This window comes from Aureimonas ureilytica DSM 18598 = NBRC 106430, assembly GCF_000382705.1.
Taxonomy (GTDB): Bacteria; Pseudomonadota; Alphaproteobacteria; order Rhizobiales; family Rhizobiaceae; genus Aureimonas; species Aureimonas ureilytica.
The window spans coordinates 28,053-42,982 of record NZ_ARQE01000005.1; the positions used below are offsets into that span (position 1 = coordinate 28,053).

12 protein-coding genes are annotated in these 14,930 nt (G+C 67.6%); 5 read left to right on the plus strand and 7 right to left on the minus strand.

All coding sequences use genetic code 11. The annotated features are described in order from the left end of the window. Positions 1 to 26: 26 nt before the first annotated feature. Both pyc and B146_RS0112270 read right to left on the minus strand, forming a co-directional pair. Entirely contained in the window at positions 27 to 3,488 is a 3,462-nt protein-coding gene (pyc, locus tag B146_RS0112265) for a pyruvate carboxylase (protein WP_019996738.1), read from the minus strand. A 185-nt stretch (positions 3,489 to 3,673) separates the two neighbouring features. After that, the gene (locus tag B146_RS0112270; RefSeq protein WP_019996739.1) at positions 3,674 to 4,069 is read right to left on the minus strand and encodes a VOC family protein; all 396 of its coding nucleotides are present in this window, start codon (positions 4,067 to 4,069) and stop codon (positions 3,674 to 3,676) included. 174 nt (positions 4,070 to 4,243) lie between these two features. Between B146_RS0112270 and B146_RS0112275 the strand changes: the two genes are divergently transcribed. Beyond that, on the plus strand, positions 4,244 to 5,497 hold the full coding sequence (locus tag B146_RS0112275) for a TIGR03862 family flavoprotein (protein WP_019996740.1): 1,254 nt from the start codon (positions 4,244 to 4,246) through the stop codon (positions 5,495 to 5,497). A 400-nt stretch (positions 5,498 to 5,897) separates the two neighbouring features. Next, positions 5,898 to 7,412 carry a putative bifunctional diguanylate cyclase/phosphodiesterase gene (locus B146_RS25885; protein ID WP_019996741.1) on the plus strand — a complete coding sequence of 505 codons (1,515 nt, stop codon included), beginning with the start codon at positions 5,898 to 5,900 and terminating at the stop codon, positions 7,410 to 7,412. Here B146_RS25885 and B146_RS0112285 read toward each other — a convergent pair. Beyond that, the gene (locus B146_RS0112285) at positions 7,409 to 8,428 is read right to left on the minus strand and encodes an asparaginase (protein WP_019996742.1); all 1,020 of its coding nucleotides are present in this window, start codon (positions 8,426 to 8,428) and stop codon (positions 7,409 to 7,411) included. The two genes, B146_RS25885 and B146_RS0112285, sit on opposite strands and share 4 nt — an antisense overlap. 180 nt (positions 8,429 to 8,608) lie before the next feature. On the opposite strand from B146_RS0112285, the gene B146_RS0112290 reads away from it, so the two are divergent. Continuing rightward, positions 8,609 to 9,361: a DUF3750 domain-containing protein gene (locus tag B146_RS0112290; RefSeq protein WP_019996743.1), complete on the plus strand. Its 753-nt coding sequence runs from the start codon at positions 8,609 to 8,611 to the stop codon at positions 9,359 to 9,361. Positions 9,362 to 9,446: 85 nt separating this feature from the next. Beyond that, a complete protein-coding gene (locus tag B146_RS0112295; RefSeq protein ID WP_019996744.1) occupies positions 9,447 to 10,400 on the plus strand; it encodes a carbohydrate kinase family protein in 954 nt (317 codons plus the stop codon). Positions 10,401 to 10,548: 148 nt separating this feature from the next. Here the strand turns inward: B146_RS0112295 and B146_RS0112300 are convergent, their stop codons facing one another. From B146_RS0112300 to B146_RS0112310, 3 genes are all read right to left on the minus strand, one after another. Beyond that, the gene (locus B146_RS0112300; RefSeq protein WP_019996745.1) at positions 10,549 to 11,337 is read right to left on the minus strand and encodes an outer membrane protein; all 789 of its coding nucleotides are present in this window, start codon (positions 11,335 to 11,337) and stop codon (positions 10,549 to 10,551) included. Between the two features lie 523 nt (positions 11,338 to 11,860). Continuing rightward, on the minus strand, positions 11,861 to 12,361 hold the full coding sequence (locus tag B146_RS0112305) for a Fur family transcriptional regulator (RefSeq protein WP_019996746.1): 501 nt from the start codon (positions 12,359 to 12,361) through the stop codon (positions 11,861 to 11,863). Positions 12,362 to 12,425: 64 nt separating this feature from the next. Then, a complete protein-coding gene (locus B146_RS0112310) occupies positions 12,426 to 13,337 on the minus strand; it encodes a class I fructose-bisphosphate aldolase (RefSeq protein WP_019996747.1) in 912 nt (303 codons plus the stop codon). A 204-nt stretch (positions 13,338 to 13,541) separates the two neighbouring features. Between B146_RS0112310 and B146_RS0112315 the strand changes: the two genes are divergently transcribed. Next, the gene (locus B146_RS0112315; protein WP_019996748.1) at positions 13,542 to 13,838 is read left to right on the plus strand and encodes a hypothetical protein; all 297 of its coding nucleotides are present in this window, start codon (positions 13,542 to 13,544) and stop codon (positions 13,836 to 13,838) included. A 170-nt stretch (positions 13,839 to 14,008) separates the two neighbouring features. On the opposite strand, the gene B146_RS0112320 is transcribed toward B146_RS0112315, so the two are convergent. After that, positions 14,009 to 14,917 (minus strand): hypothetical protein, encoded by a 909-nt coding sequence (locus tag B146_RS0112320; RefSeq protein WP_019996749.1) that lies wholly within the window; start codon positions 14,915 to 14,917, stop codon positions 14,009 to 14,011. Positions 14,918 to 14,930: the final 13 nt, after the last annotated feature.

Here is a 14,930-nt window from a genome sequence, read left to right on the forward strand (position 1 = left end):
GGCGGCCCGGAGGCCGCCTTTCTGTCTCAAGCCGCGAAGACCACGAGCAGGTCCTTGGCGTCGATCTGATCGCCCGAGCGCACATGCACGGCAGAGATCGTTCCGTCCCGCTCGGCATGAAGCGCGGTTTCCATCTTCATCGCCTCGATGGAGAGGAGAATGTCGCCAGCCTTCACCACCTGGCCCGGCTGCACGGCGAGCGTCGAGACGACGCCGGGCATGGGGGCCGCGACATGGGCCGGGTTGCCCGCTTCCGCCTTCGGGCGCATTGCCCCCGCTCCGCCCGCCTTGGACCGGTCGGGCACCTTCACTCGGCGCGGCTGGCCGTTCAACTCGAAGAAGACCGTGCGACGGCCCTTCTCGTCCGTGTCGGCGGTGCCGAGGCAGCGCACGACCAGCGTCTTGCCGGGTTCGAGATCGACCAGGATCTCCTCTTCCGTGCCGATACCGTAGAAATAGTTGGCGGTCGGCAGGGTCGAGACCGGCCCATAGGTTTCGGCCGCCAGGGCAAAATCCGTGAAAACCTTGGGATACATCAGATAGGAGGCGAACTCCTGATCCGAAATCTTGCGGCCGAGCTTCTCCTCGATCTTGGCGCGCTCGGCGGCGAGATCGGCGTCGGGGATCAGCGAGCCCGGACGAACCGCGATCGGCGCTTCGCCCTTCAGGGCCTTCCGCTGCAAGCCTTCCGGCCAGCCGCCGGGAGGCTGGCCGAGATCGCCGCGCAGCATGGCGACCACCGAGTCCGGGAAAGCGATGTCGCGGGTCGGGCTTTCCACGTCCGCCACCGTCAGGTCCTGCGCCACCATCATCAGCGCCATGTCGCCGACGACCTTGGACGAGGGCGTGACCTTCACGATGTCGCCGAACATGGCGTTGGCGTCGGCATAGGCCTGCGCCACCTCGTGCCAGCGGGTCTCCAGCCCGAGCGAGCGCGCCTGTTCCTTCAGGTTGGTGAACTGGCCGCCCGGCATTTCGTGGAGATAGACTTCCGAAGCCGGCCCCTTCAGATCGCTCTCGAAGGCGGCGTACTGGTTGCGCACCGCTTCCCAATAGAAGCTGATGCGGCGGATCGCTTGCTTGTCGAGGCCGGGGTCGCGCTCGGAGCCATGCAGCGCCTCGTTCAGCGAGCCGAGGCAGGCCTGGGAGGTGTTGCCGGACAGCGCGTCCATCGCCGCGTCCACGGCATCGACGCCCGCGTCCACGGCGGCGAGGATGGTGGCCGCCGCGATGCCCGACGTGTCATGCGTGTGGAAATGGATGGGCAGGCCCACCTCCTCCTTCAGCGCCTTGACCAGCACACGCGCGGCAGCGGGCTTGAGCAGACCCGCCATGTCCTTGAGGCCGAGAATATGCGCGCCCGCGCGCTCCATCTCCTTGGCGAGATTGACGTAGTATTTCAGATCATACTTGGAGCGGGCCGGATCGAAGAGATCGCCCGTGTAGCAGATCGCGCCCTCGCAGAGCTTGCCCGATTCCAGCACCGCGTCCATCGAGACGCGCATGTTCTCGACCCAGTTCAGGCAGTCGAAGACGCGGAACAAATCGACGCCGCCGCTTGCGGCCTCGCGCACGAACTGCTTCACCACATTGTCGGGATAATTGGTGTAGCCGACGCCGTTGGAGCCGCGCAGCAGCATCTGCAGAAGGATGTTGGGCGCCTTTTCGCGGATCAGCGACAGGCGCTCCCAAGGGTCTTCCGTCAGGAAGCGCATGGCGACGTCGAAGGTCGCCCCGCCCCAGCATTCGAGCGACAGAAGCTGCGGCAGCGCTCTCGCATAGGCGTCCGCGATGCCGACGATGTCATGGGTGCGAACGCGCGTCGCGAGCAGCGACTGATGCCCGTCGCGCATCGTCGTGTCGGTGACGAGCACCTGGGGCTGCGCGCGCATCCACTCGGCGAAGCCCTTGGCGCCCAGCTCTTCCAGCTTCTGGCGGGTGCCCGGCCGGATCTCGCCCCGGAACTGCGGCGCGACGGGCAGACGCGCGTCGGCGGCCGGGCGCGGGCGGTTCTTGGTCTCGGGATGGCCGTTGACGGTGACGTCGGCGAGATAGGTCAGGAGCTTCGTCGCGCGGTCGCGCCGCTTCACCTGCGCGAAGAGTTCCGGCGTCGTGTCGATGAAGCGCGTCGTGTAGGAATTGTCGGCAAAGGCCGGGTGCGTGATGATCGCTTCGAGGAAGGTGAGGTTCGTCGCCACGCCCCGGATGCGGAACTCGCGCAGCGCGCGGTGCATGCGCGCGATCGCTTCTTGAGGGCTCGGCGCCCAGGCCGTCACCTTTTCCAGAAGCGGATCGTAGAAGCGCGTGATGATCGCGCCCGAATAGGCCGTGCCGCCGTCGAGGCGAATGCCGAAGCCCGTCGCGCCGCGATAGGCGGTGATGCGGCCATAGTCGGGAATGAAGTTCTGCTCGGGGTCCTCGGTCGTGATGCGGCACTGCAGCGCGTGACCGTTGAGCTTGATCTCCTCCTGCGGCGGGACCCCCGATTCCGGCGTGCCGATGGCCGCGCCGTCGAGAATGTGAATCTGCGCCTTCACGATGTCGATGCCGGTGACGACTTCCGTCACCGTGTGCTCGACCTGAATGCGCGGGTTCACCTCGATGAAGTAGAACTCGCCCGAATCGGCATCCATCAGGAACTCGACCGTGCCTGCGCCGACATAATCGGTCGCCGCGCAGATCGTGCGCGCATAGGCGGCAAGTTCCCGCCGGCGCTCGTCGTTCAGGTAAGGCGCGGGCGCGCGCTCAACGACCTTCTGGTTGCGGCGCTGGATCGAGCAGTCGCGCTCGAAGAGATCGACGACGTTGCCATGCGTGTCGCCAAGGATCTGCACCTCGACATGGCGAGCGCGCTCCACCAGCTTCTCGAGATAAACCTCGTCCTTGCCGAAGGCGGCCTTGGCCTCGCGCTTGGCTTCCAGCACCTCGCGCGCCAAGTCCTCGGCCTTGCGGATGGCGCGCATGCCGCGCCCGCCGCCGCCCCAGGAAGCCTTGAGCATCACGGGATAGCCGATCTCTTCGGCAAGGCGCGCGACTTCCGCCATGTCGTCGGGCAGCGGATCGGTGGCCGGCACGACGGGCACGCCGACTTCGATCGCGAGATTGCGCGCGGCGACCTTGTTGCCGAGCCGGCGCATCGTCTCGGGCGTGGGGCCGATGAAGGTGATGCCGTTCTCGCGGCATGCGTCGGCGAATTCCGGGCTCTCGGACAGGAGGCCGTAGCCGGGATGGATCGCATCCGCGCCCGACTGCTTGGCGACGCGGATGACCTCCTCGATCGACAGATAGCTCTCGATGGGGCCGAGATCGCGGGAGAGATGCGGGCCGCGTCCCACCTGATAGCTCTCATCGGCCTTGAAGCGATGCAGGGCGTATTTGTCTTCTTCCGCCCAGATCGCGACGGTCTTCAGGCCCAACTCGTTCGCTGCCCGGAAAACGCGGATCGCGATTTCCGACCGGTTCGCCACGAGAATCTTCGCTATCGCCAACTGCCCATTCCCCCAAATCGACGTTTCGGGTGGGAGCTAACGACAAGTTTCCCTGCGTTGCAATGCAGCAGCGAGCGGCGATCGTTTTTGCGGCGCGATTCTCCGCTGGGCGATGCCGGAGCCAACCATGCTTGCGAAATGGCGGCGGATCACCCAGGCTCGAAGGCGGCGCCGATCGGCCTCGATCAGGCGAAGCGCCAGCTCCGCTCGAGAACCTCGATCTTGTAGCCGTCGGGGTCTTCGATGAAGAAGAACCGCGCCTTGTGCCCATCAGGCGTGTTCAACTCCTTGATATCCTTGGGCGTCAGGCCGCCGGCCTTCAGCCGCTCGTGCTCGGCTTCCAGATCAGCGACGGAGACGGCAAGATGGCCATAGCCATTGCCCAGATCATAGGCGCCGGCCTGGCCCTTGTTGACGGTCAGTTCCAGCTCGAACTCGCTCTCGGCATTGCGCAGGTAGATCAGCGTGAAGCGGTCGAACTCGATCCGCTCCGCGACCTCGAGCCCGAAGGCGGTGCGATAGAAGGCGACCGAGCGATCCTCTTCGAGAACCCGAATCATGGAATGGATGAGCTTGGCCATGCGGAGCGACCCTTGATGAAGCGCCGTTCACGGGGGAACGGCCGGATGAAAGCCCCATAAAGGCCACGCTCGGCCTTCGGCTAGGGGCGGGTGCCGGCAAAACACGCTCAAACGAACGCGAGGAGGCGCGCCCGTCCCCTTGTTCGCGCGCGTGGAAAAGGTCACATCCCCGCCATGACGCAAGCCGACCGACAGATCGAGATCGCCATTATCGGCGGTGGCCCGGCGGGCCTTGCCGCCGCCGAAACTTTGGCCGCGCGCGGGCGCGGGGTCTGCGTGTTCGACGCCATGCCGAGCTTCGGGCGCAAGTTCCTGCTCGCCGGAAAGTCCGGCCTCAATCTCACGCATTCCGAACCCTATGAGCGGTTCCGCACCCGCTTTGGCGCGGCCAACGCGCAACTGGCACAAGCGCTCGACGCCTTTCCGCCCGACGCCGTGCGCCAATGGGCCGAGGCACTGGGATCGCCGACCCTCGTCGGCTCGTCGGGTCGGGTGTTCCCGACCGCCATGAAGGCCTCGCCCCTGCTGCGCGCCTGGCTGGCGCGGCTGCGCGAGGCGGGCGTCACCTTTCACCCGCGTCATCGCTGGCTTGGCTTCGATGGCGAGCGGCTTCGCTTCGCAACGCCGGAGGGCGAAATCCATGTCAGCGCCCAAGCCACGCTTCTGGCGCTCGGCGGTGCGAGCTGGCCCAAGCTCGGCTCGGATGGCGCCTGGGTGCCTCACCTCGAAGCGCTCGGCCTCGGGGTCGCGCCCCTGCGCCCCGCCAATTGCGGCTTCGACGTCGCGTGGAGCGCCGAGATCGCGGAGCGCTTCGCGGGCGCCCCGGTCAAGGCCGTCACCGCGCGGTCGGCAGCGGGCCGGCTGCAGGGCGAATTCGTGCTGACCCGCACGGGTATCGAGGGCAGCCTCGTCTATGCCCATGCGAGCGCGCTGCGCGACACCATCGAGCGGGACGGCTCGGCGATCCTCGAACTCGACTTGGCGCCCGGTCGCTCTGCTGAACAATTGGCACTCGCGCTCGCCCGCCAGCCTGCCAAGGCGAGCTTTGCGACCAGACTGCGCAAGGGCGCGGGCCTCGACCCGGTGAAGATCGCCCTCCTGCGCGAGGTGTCGGGTCCGGAGGATCGGGGCGACCCGGCTCGCCTCGCAGGCCTCGTGAAGGCTCTGCCGCTTCGGCTCGACGCCTGCCGACCGCTGGCGGAGGCAATCTCCTCGGCCGGGGGGCTCGGCCTGGGGGAGCTCGACGAGAACGGGATGCTGACACGCCGGCCCGGCGTCTTCGCGGCCGGCGAGATGCTGGATTGGGAAGCGCCGACCGGCGGCTATCTCCTGACCGCCTGTCTCGCGACCGGCCGCGCGGCCGGCGTCGGCGTGGATTGCTGGCTGAACGAGACGACGTCCGACGCCCGCAAAGACCATCGAACGTAAAACGGTCCGCGACGAGCCGTGTTCTTCTCGAACGTGGCCGCGACATCTGACCGCCTCCCCGGCAGATTGACGCAGCGATAGGTCGATCGAACCTTCGATCGTTCTTTAGCCTCCCGCCTCAGGGCCGATTAAGACTTGAGTGGGATGTTGGTCGCGGTGATGGGCTGCTAGGCGCGGCTTGCCGGACGGACGGGAATGATCCGCGCCGGGCCTTTCGAGGCCGGGCGCGATCGTTGACGACGTCGCGAGGCCAAGGGATGGAGCGGCATTTGATCAAGGGAGGCGGGACACTCGTCGGGTCGAAGCGGTGGGTCGTGCCCGCTCGGCGGGCTCACACCGCTCCCGTTGCCGCCTCCGGACGGCGCGCTCGCTTGTCTTCCCGGCCGATGGCGCGGTCCCGATGAAGGCGACGTCCAAGACCTTCGGTCCGCCCGATGGCAACCGAATCCGCATCGCCCTCGCGAGCGTCGCCCTGCTTCTCATGGCTCTGGCGGTGCTCAATGTGGTGGCCTTCGGATCGATCAGCCAGTCGCTCCTGGCCGCCACGCTCTTCGGTTGCGGAGCGATCCTCCTGGCAACCGTCGCCCGGCATACGCGCGAGCTGGAGCGCATCGCGACGACCGACGCCCTGACCCTCCGGCCGAACCGCCTCGCCTTCATCGCGGCGCTCCGCAACGTCCGGGGCGAGCCCTCGGCGATCGTTCTCGTGGACGTCACGCATTTCAAGACGATCAACAACGCGTTGGGGCATGAGGCCGCCGACGCCGTGCTTCTGGCGCTGTGCGAGCGCATCGAGAGCGCCGCGCCCTCGGCTCGGATCATGGCCCGGGTGGGAGGCGACGAATTCGCCTTGCTGCACCTTGGCCCGCAGGCGGAGGAACAGGCCTGGGTCGCCGCGCAACGCGTCCTGTCCAGCCTCGCGGAGCCGCTTCGCCTAGCCGGGGAGCGCCTGCGTGTCGGCGTGACGATCGGCCTTGCGGCGGGCGTCGACACGCCGGAGGCCTCCCTCCTCAAGAATGCCGACATCGCGCTGCAGGCCGCCAAGGCGAACGGTCGCGGGCAGATCCACGCCTTTCACGATGGCATGCGGACGACCGGTCGCCTTCGGGAGCGCCTGCGCGAGGATCTCCGGGACGCGGTGGAGCGCGGCGAACTTCATCTCGTGTTTCAGCCGATCGTGGACCTCGGCGATCGGCGCACGCGCGGCTTCGAAGCGCTTCTGCGCTGGACCCATCCGGCCTTCGGGTCGATCTCGCCCGCCGAGTTCGTGCCGCTGGCGGAAGAAACCGGACTGATCGTCCCGATCGGGCGCTGGGTCGTGGAACAGGCCCTGCGGCAGGCGCGTCTCTGGCCCGACGACATCTTCGTGGCGGTCAACATGTCGGCGCGACAATTGGGCGACGTCATGCTCCCGGACGTCGTCGGCGAGAGTCTCCTGCGCCATGGAATCCGCCCGTCCCGCCTGGAATTCGAAATCACCGAAGGCGTCCTGATCGAGAACGACGCCGAAGCGCTGACGCTGCTGCACCGGCTGCGCGATCTCGGGTGCCGCTTCTCGCTCGACGACTTCGGCACCGGCTACGCCTCGCTCAGCTATCTCCGGCGCTTCCCCTTCAGCAAGCTCAAGATCGACCAGTTCTTCCTGCGCGGCGGTTCGGACGAAGACGTCGCGATCATCCGTACCGTCTGCGAACTCGCCGATCGGCTGGCTCTCGAGATCGTCGCCGAGGGCGTCGAGACCGAGGAGAACCGCAAGGTCGTTCTGATGGCGGGCGGGCGGCTCGGACAGGGCTATCTGTTCGACCGCCCCTTGTCGGCCGATGCCAGCCTCGAGCGCCTCGCGCGCGAAAGGCAGCAGCCCGAACGCCCGGCCGGCCGCACGCCGGAGCCCCCGCCCGTCGCGCAGGGCAGCTAGAAGGCGCCGGCCCGCGAGCCGAGGCCGACGACGCGCAGGCCGCCGACCTCGACGCCTTCCCAGTTCCGCAGGGCGGGCCGCGCCTGGTCGCCATAGAGCGCTGAGAGAGCCGGGTCTTCCGTTTCGAAGAGATGCGCCAGAACGGCGGCGACGGCGGCCTCCGCCGCGCGGGTCGTGCCGTCCTCCGCCTTCAAGGCGAAGCCCACGCCCAGCTCGGGCACCGCGCCGCAGAACACGCCTTCCGCGCCGGTCTTGGCGAAGACGCGGCCGGGCGCGGCTTCCATCAGGCGCAGGCAGGCGCGCCCCGTGCCCGACATCAACCAGGGCTCGGCCATGCAGGCATCCATCAGCCGCTGTCCCGCCGCCCCGCGCTCGGGCGCGACGCCCTGCCCGCTCGCGAGCGCGGCGAAGCCGGCGGCAAACCCGCGCAAGGGCGCGGCGAAGGTCGGGATGGAACAACCGTCGATGCCCATCGGGAGCGCATCCTCGGGCAGGCCGACGAGATCGGCGAGCACCGCGCGAACCCGGCGCTGAACCGCGTGCCCGGGCGTGACATAGCGCGAGGTGTCTTCGCCAAGATGCACGGCGGTGCAGAGAAAGCCGGCATGCTTGCCCGAGCAATTGTTGTGAAGCTGCGTCGGCGTCTCGCCGCTTCGTGCCAGATCGCGGGCGACCGGCGCGTCGAAGGGCCAGTGACAGCCGCATTCGAGATCGCCCTCTCCGAGCCCCGCCCGCGCCAGGATCGCCCCGACCCGCTCGACATGCCCCGCCTCGCCCGAATGCGACGCGCAGGCGAGCGACAGGTCGCCCTGCGTGAAACCGAAGCGATCGGCCGCGCCGCTTTCGACGAGCGGCAGGGCCTGGAAGACCTTTACCGCCGAGCGTGGAAACACGGGGGCCGCCACATCGCCGGCCCGCAGGACGTCCCGCCCCGCTCCGTCCACCACCGCAAGGCTGACGCGGTGGCGACTTTCGACGAGAGGGCCGCGTGTGACTTCGACCGCGAGCTCGGGCATGGGATGGCCTCTTTCCTGGCGTTTTCAGCGGGTAAGCCGCGATCTCGACCGAGCCGGGCGCGTCCGGCGAATGGCCCGGCCTCTTCGCCTGTCTCGCCCCGCACCCGCCGCCCGGCCTCTTGCCGCTTCCTTCTCCCGATTTAGCACGGCGTCGCCGCGCCCTGCCACCGAACGCGAGTCATGATCGTACTGCGACCTCTTCTGATCGGTTTCCTCCTCATCTATCTCCTTCCCGCCGCGCTCGCGACGCTTCTGTGGTGGAGCGGAAGCCATCCGGCCTCGTGGCGGGATGCCGACTGGAGTTCGGCGGCTCTCCTGCCGAAGGCCGATGCGAGCGAGGCGGCGGCGATCTACGTGCTGGCCGCGCGCACCGGCGGGCTGAAGGGTGCCCTGTCGGAACATTCCTGGATCGTGACCAAGGCGCGCGGGGCGGCGCGATACGAGCGTTACGACAAGGTCGGCTGGGGCATGCCGATCCGGCGCAACGGCTATGCGGCCGACGGTCGCTGGTATTCCAACGAGCCGCGGCTCGTCGCCAAGCTCGAGGGCGAGGCCGCCGAGCGGGCTATGCCTGAGGTCGAGGCGGCGATCGCGTCCTATCCGTTCGCGGCGCGCGGCGGCTATCACATCTTTCCGGGGCCGAACTCCAACAGCTTCGTCGCGCATGTCCTGCGGCAGGTGCCGGCGCTCGGCGCGGTTCTTCCGCCGGCCGCCGTCGGGCGCGATTATCCGACCGACGGGCGTCTCCTGCGCATCGACCGGGAGGCCGGCGAATTCCGCGCCTCGCTCTTCGGCTATGCCGGCCTTGCGATCGGGGCGCAGAGCGGGTTCGAGGTCAATCTCCTGGGCCTCGTGGCGGGCATCGACCCGTTCCGCTGGCAGATCAAGATTCCGGCCTTCGGCGCCTATTCGCTGGCGCCGCGCTCGCTCTGACGGGCGGGCGGGTCGCGGCCGCATTTCCAGACCCGCGCATATTTGCTAGCCAACGGGCTCCTGACGCGAAACCTGGGGGAAGCGGATGTTCCTGAGCTGCGGCGATGCCTTGTTCGACCTATTTGCCGGCGGCGAGGAAGCCGATGTCGCCTCCATCGCCTTGTCGGGGCGGATCGGCGGATCGCCCCTGAACGTCGCGCTCGGCCTTGCCCGGCTCGGCCATCCCACGGCCTATTTCACCAAGGTCTCCGGCGATCCGTTCGGACGGCGCATCCGCGCCTTCATGGAGCGCGAGGGCATCGACCAGCAGTTCCTGATCGAGACGACGCGCAATACGACGCTCGCCATGGTCTCGCTGTCGAGCGCCGGCACACCGCGCTACGACTTCTATATCGAGGGCACGGCGGATCGCTCGATCGAGCCCGGCGAAGTGCCGAGCGCGCTGCCCGACGCGGTGGAAGCCATTCATCTCGCCTCCTACTCCACGGTCACCGAGCCGACCGCCAGCGCGCTTGCCCGGCTCGCCGCGCAGGAGCATGGGCGGCGCTTCATCTCCTACGACCCCAATATCCGCGCGAGCATCGAGCCCGATCTCGACATCTGGCGCTCGCGCATCGGCGCGACCGTGCCGCTGGCGGCGCTGGTGAAGGCGAGCGAGGAGGATCTGGAGCAGGTCTATCCCGGCCGCAGCGTCGAGTCGGTTCTGGCGGACTGGATCACGGCGGGCGCGTCGCTCGCCGTCGTGACGCTCGGCGAACATGGCGCGGTGGCCGCGACGCGCTCGGGTGTCACCGCCCGCTCGCCGGGCCGTTCGATCACCGTGGCGGACACGGTGGGCGCCGGCGACACGTTCCAGGCCGCGCTTCTGGCCGGCCTCAAGGAAGGCGGCCATCTTTCGGCCGAAGCCGCCGGCTCGCTCGGTGAGGAAGCCTTGGGCGAACTCCTCGGCTTTGCGGTGCGCGCGGCGGCCATCACCTGCTCGCGGCGCGGGGCCGACCTGCCCCGCCGCGCCGACCTAGACCTCGCCCCCCTCGCCTGAACCGCCTGACTTCCCGCTCGAACCACGCGGCCCGCGCCGCGTGGTTTTTTTCGCTTGAGTTGGCGTCCGAAACGAAAAAACCCGCCGCGACAGGATCGCGACGGGCTTGAAAGGAGACCGGCTTCCGAAGAAGCCGGTTTCGCAAGTCTTAGTTGAAGCGGAACGAAGCCTTGGCCCACACGGTGTGGAAGTCGAGGTCGCTCGACGAGTTGGCGTCGAACGAAGCGCGCGTGATGCCGTTCGTGTAGGTGACCTTCGTGTCGGTCTTGCCGAGGTCGGTGTAGAGGTACTCGAGGCCGAGCGAGAGGTTCGGCGTGACGAGGTAGTCGACACCGGCGCCGACGGCGTAGCCGACGTCATCCGAGTTCGAGTCGACGGTCGGGACGAAGCCGTTGGTCGCGCGGAGCGAGCCCGGAGCGAAGTACTCGGTGTCCGTGTCGGCGTAGGCGAGACCGCCCGTTGCGTAGACGGCGAAGCGGTCAGCGGTCACACCGACCTTCGCACGGACGGTGCCGACGAAGTTGATGTCGTTCGACAGGCCGAACGTGTCGACAACGCCCGGACCCGACGTGATCGTGTAGGTCGAGGTCGACGAAGCGTCGATGTAGTTGATGTCGGCGATCGCACCGATCAGGAAGTTGTTGATCTGGTAGTCGTAGCCGATGTGCACGCCGCCGATGAAGGCCGCGTCATCGCTGTTGTCCGAACCGCCGGTGAAAGCGGTGGACGAGAACACGCCCGTGCCGGGGTTGTAGCGAACGTCGCCGGCATCGCGGTTGAAGGCCACGCCAGCCTGACCACCGATGTAGAAGCCGGTCCAGCTGTAAGCCGGAGCCAGGGCGACCACCGGGGCAGCGGGCTCCTGGTAGACGACGTCAGCGGCGAGAGCCGGCGTGACGAAGGCGGTCGAAGCGAGAAGAAGGGCAAAGCGTTTCATGTTCGATACTCCACTGTCGCCGGGGCGACGTTCGTGCTGCCGGATCTTGTGACCCGGAAGGTTGGTCCCGATTGTCTCGGGGTTGGGGTGATTTATGGTTCGACACCGTGCCCGAACAATGGCACCGTTCTCGATACCGACCGCTGTGTGGCAGCGCGGCAACATGGCCCTCGACCCCCATCAGCGTTCGAATGAGAAATACAGCTACTATGTTAAGCTTTGCTTAACTCAGAGCGCCCCTTGCGATCGCCACAAACCATTGTAATCGCAGGGATCTTCCGCTTCACATCGCGGCGCATCACACACGGCAACAGCTGTAATGAAGAGTTGAACACCCGTCGCACGGCAGAACCCATTTGGATGGCCGATCGGGCTTGTCCGGCGCTGGAGAGGACCCCGATCGGGCTGACCGCCCTCGTCGGCGAGGCCGGCTCCCGCCCCGCCCTCGCCACGTTTCGGCCCCAATGCTTGCCACTTTCCAAACAAAGATCGGGCCGAACGAGAGATCGGGCCGAACGTCAGATCAGGCGAGCGCGGCGTCCTCGTTGCGAGTCGCGGCGCACTCGGCGCAAAGGCCACGCATTTCCACGGCCGCATCGTGCAGGGCGAACCGGCCGCGACGGGCAAGGCCTGCCAGCGCTTCGTCCAGCGCCGGGTCCGTCGCCTCGCTGACCCGGCCGCAGGTCTGGCAGATCAGGAACACCGCCGCGTGATGATGATCGCCATGATGGTGGTTGCAGGCCATGAAGGCGTTGAGGCTTTCGAGGCGATGCACGAGATGGCGCTCCGACAGGGAGCGCAGCGCGCGGTAGACCTGGAGCGGCGCCTTCAGCCCGTCGCCGCGCAGCCGGTCGAGGAGCTGGTAGGCCGTCTGCGGGCTCGCGGTTTCGCGCAGGACGGTGAGGACCAGGGTCTCGTTGCGGGTCAGGCGCTGTTCGTTGGTCATGCCGCGGCGGGCTCCCTCGGCTTCGAGGGACGCGGTCTCGAACAGTCTGTCCCCGAACGTGAAAAGGCGGAGGGACATGTCGTCCCTCCGCCTTGGAGGTAGCGGCCCGCCTGCCCGAGTACAAGCGGCGGCGTGTTTCGTCTCAGGCGTAGAGGTCCATGACTTCGGCCAGGAGCTTCAGCGCGTCCTCGCGCGAGCGCTGGAAGCTGTTGCGGCCGATGATCGAGCCATTGCCGCCGCCGTCGCGGATGGCGCGGACTTCGTCCAGCAGCTCGTCCGTGTTCTTGGCCGCGCCGCCCGAGAAGACCACGATGCGCTTGCCGGCGAAGGACGCCTGCATGATGTGGCGCACGCGATCGGCGGCGCTCGTGGTCGCGATGTCGTTCTTCTCGTAGGTCGACTTCGCTTCGGCGAGATCGATATGGTCGGACGGCAGCTTGACCTTGATGATCGTCGCGCCGAGCAGCGCCGCCATGTGGGCGGCATAGGCGATGATGTCGAGGCCCGTCTCGCCGGCCTTCGTCACCTTGCCGCCGCGCGGGTAGGACCAGACCACGGTCATCAGGCCGCGCGACTTGGCCTGGAGCGTGATCTCGCGCAGCTCCTCCATCATGCCGTAGGATTCGTCGGCGCCCGGATAGATCGTGAAGCCGACGCCCACGCAGCCGAGGCGCAGGGCGTCCTCGACCGTGCCGGTCAGGGCCTGATCCTGGCGGGTGACGAGCGAATTGCCGCTGTTCAGCTTGAGGATCAGCGGCACCTCGCCGGCGAACGTGTCGGCGCCCTGTTCCAGAAGACCGAGCGGCGCGGCATAGCCGGAAACGCCCGATTCGATCGCGAGTTCATAGAGGTAATGCGGGTCGTAGGCGGCCGGGTTCGGCGCGAAGGAGCGGGCCGGCCCGTGCTCGAAGCCCTGGTCGACTGGAAGGATCACCAGACGGCCCGTTCCCGCGAGGCGTCCGTGCATGAGGAGGCGGGACAGATTGGACTTCAGGCCCGGCGTTTCGCCCTCGTACCAAGACAGGATCTTGCGGACGGTGTCGGTTCTCAGCATCAATTTCCCCCAGAGTTCCCGTGAGCCGCGCGCGTGTCGGCGGCCGAGACTTGCCTTTTGCCGGGTCCCATGCGGGGCGTAAACCCATCGATCGGCAGCGCAACACATTAAAATCGTTTGAAATTTCGAGCCCGCAGCCCGAGCGGCGCGCAACCGTTTTCGCTTGCCTCTCGTTTCTCCTGCAGAACGTCGGAGAACAGGGCCATGCAAGGGCAGACGAAGTTTCCCGCAGGCTTCGGATGCGATCCGACCTTGGCGAGCGGCGGAGCCGCGTCTCCAAGGCGGCGCGACGCGCGCGGCCCGATCGCCCCGACGCTCGCCATCCAGCCCGACCCTCGTCCCGGCCCGGTCCGCATCGCTCGCGCGCCCCTGCCCCGACGCATCGAGGAGCTCGAAGAACAGGCGCGGACGCGGCGTAACGGCTCGGTCTCCGTGTTCTGGCCCTCCGTCGTCCTCGGCGTCGCGCTCGCCTCCAGCCTTTATTTCCTGAACTATTTCTGAGAGCGCCGACTGAAATTTCAGGGGGAGCGGGCGGCGTATTTTCGCTTGGCCCGAAATTCCGCACACCTCTTGCGCGGCACGCCGATGCCCTCGCCTCGAAACGGCGAAGCGCATGAAAAAAGGCGGGCTAGAGCCCGCCTTTCTCATTCCCACGTTTCTCGGATCGAGGATCAGTCGCGGTAGTAACCGACCACGCGCTCCGTGCGGCCGACGACGCCTCCGAGCGCGCCGACGATCAGGCCGAGAAGCAGGCCGACGAAGGCGACGAAAGCCGTGGTGGACGCCGTGTCGGCGGCCTTCGCGGCGGCCTCGCGGGCTTCCGCCATCGCCTGATCGTACTGGCCCTGGAACTGGTTCAGACGCTGTTCGGCTTCCTGCTGGCTGATGCCGGCCTGCGAGGAAATCGCGTTGACGGCGGCAGAACGCTGCTCGGGCGTCGCGTCGCGGCCGAGGCCCTGGAAGATTTCGGAGACCGCCGCGCCGAGATCCTGCGTGCCGGCCGCCTGACGGGCGTTCTGAGCCGCCTGGTTGGCTTCGTTCTGCGCGGCATCGACGGCCTGATCGGCCTGCTGCTGACCGCGAGCCAGAAGCTGGCGGGCCTGATCGCGAAGCTGCGGCGGCAGGGAATCGATCGAGTTCGGCACGACGGAGGTCGCGGCCGAGCCGAGCGTCGAGATGGTGGAGCCGAGCGCGCCGAAGGCGTTGGAAACGAGCGCCGAAACGCCGCTGGTCAGGAGATAGACGACGACGAGGGTCGAGGTCGCCCAGGTGGTGATGCCATGCAGGGCCGCGTCGCGGCGGTTGGTCGAGCCGGCGAAGCGCGCCGCGGCATAGCCGCCGACGAAGGTGGCGATCAGAACGGTCAGCGCGGTCCAGATGCCGCCGGCCGAAGAAAAGGTGCTGATCGACGGCGACCCGTTCGAATTCGGGTCGATCGTCGCCAAGCCGATGCCCAGACCCAGCAACGCCAGCATGATCTGCACGACGAGCGTGAGGATCGTCCCGGCAATAATGGCGCCCCAGGAAATGCGACGCACCCCGACGTTGGCGGCCACGCCGCGATCAACGATATCCACCATGCCTCAACTCCAA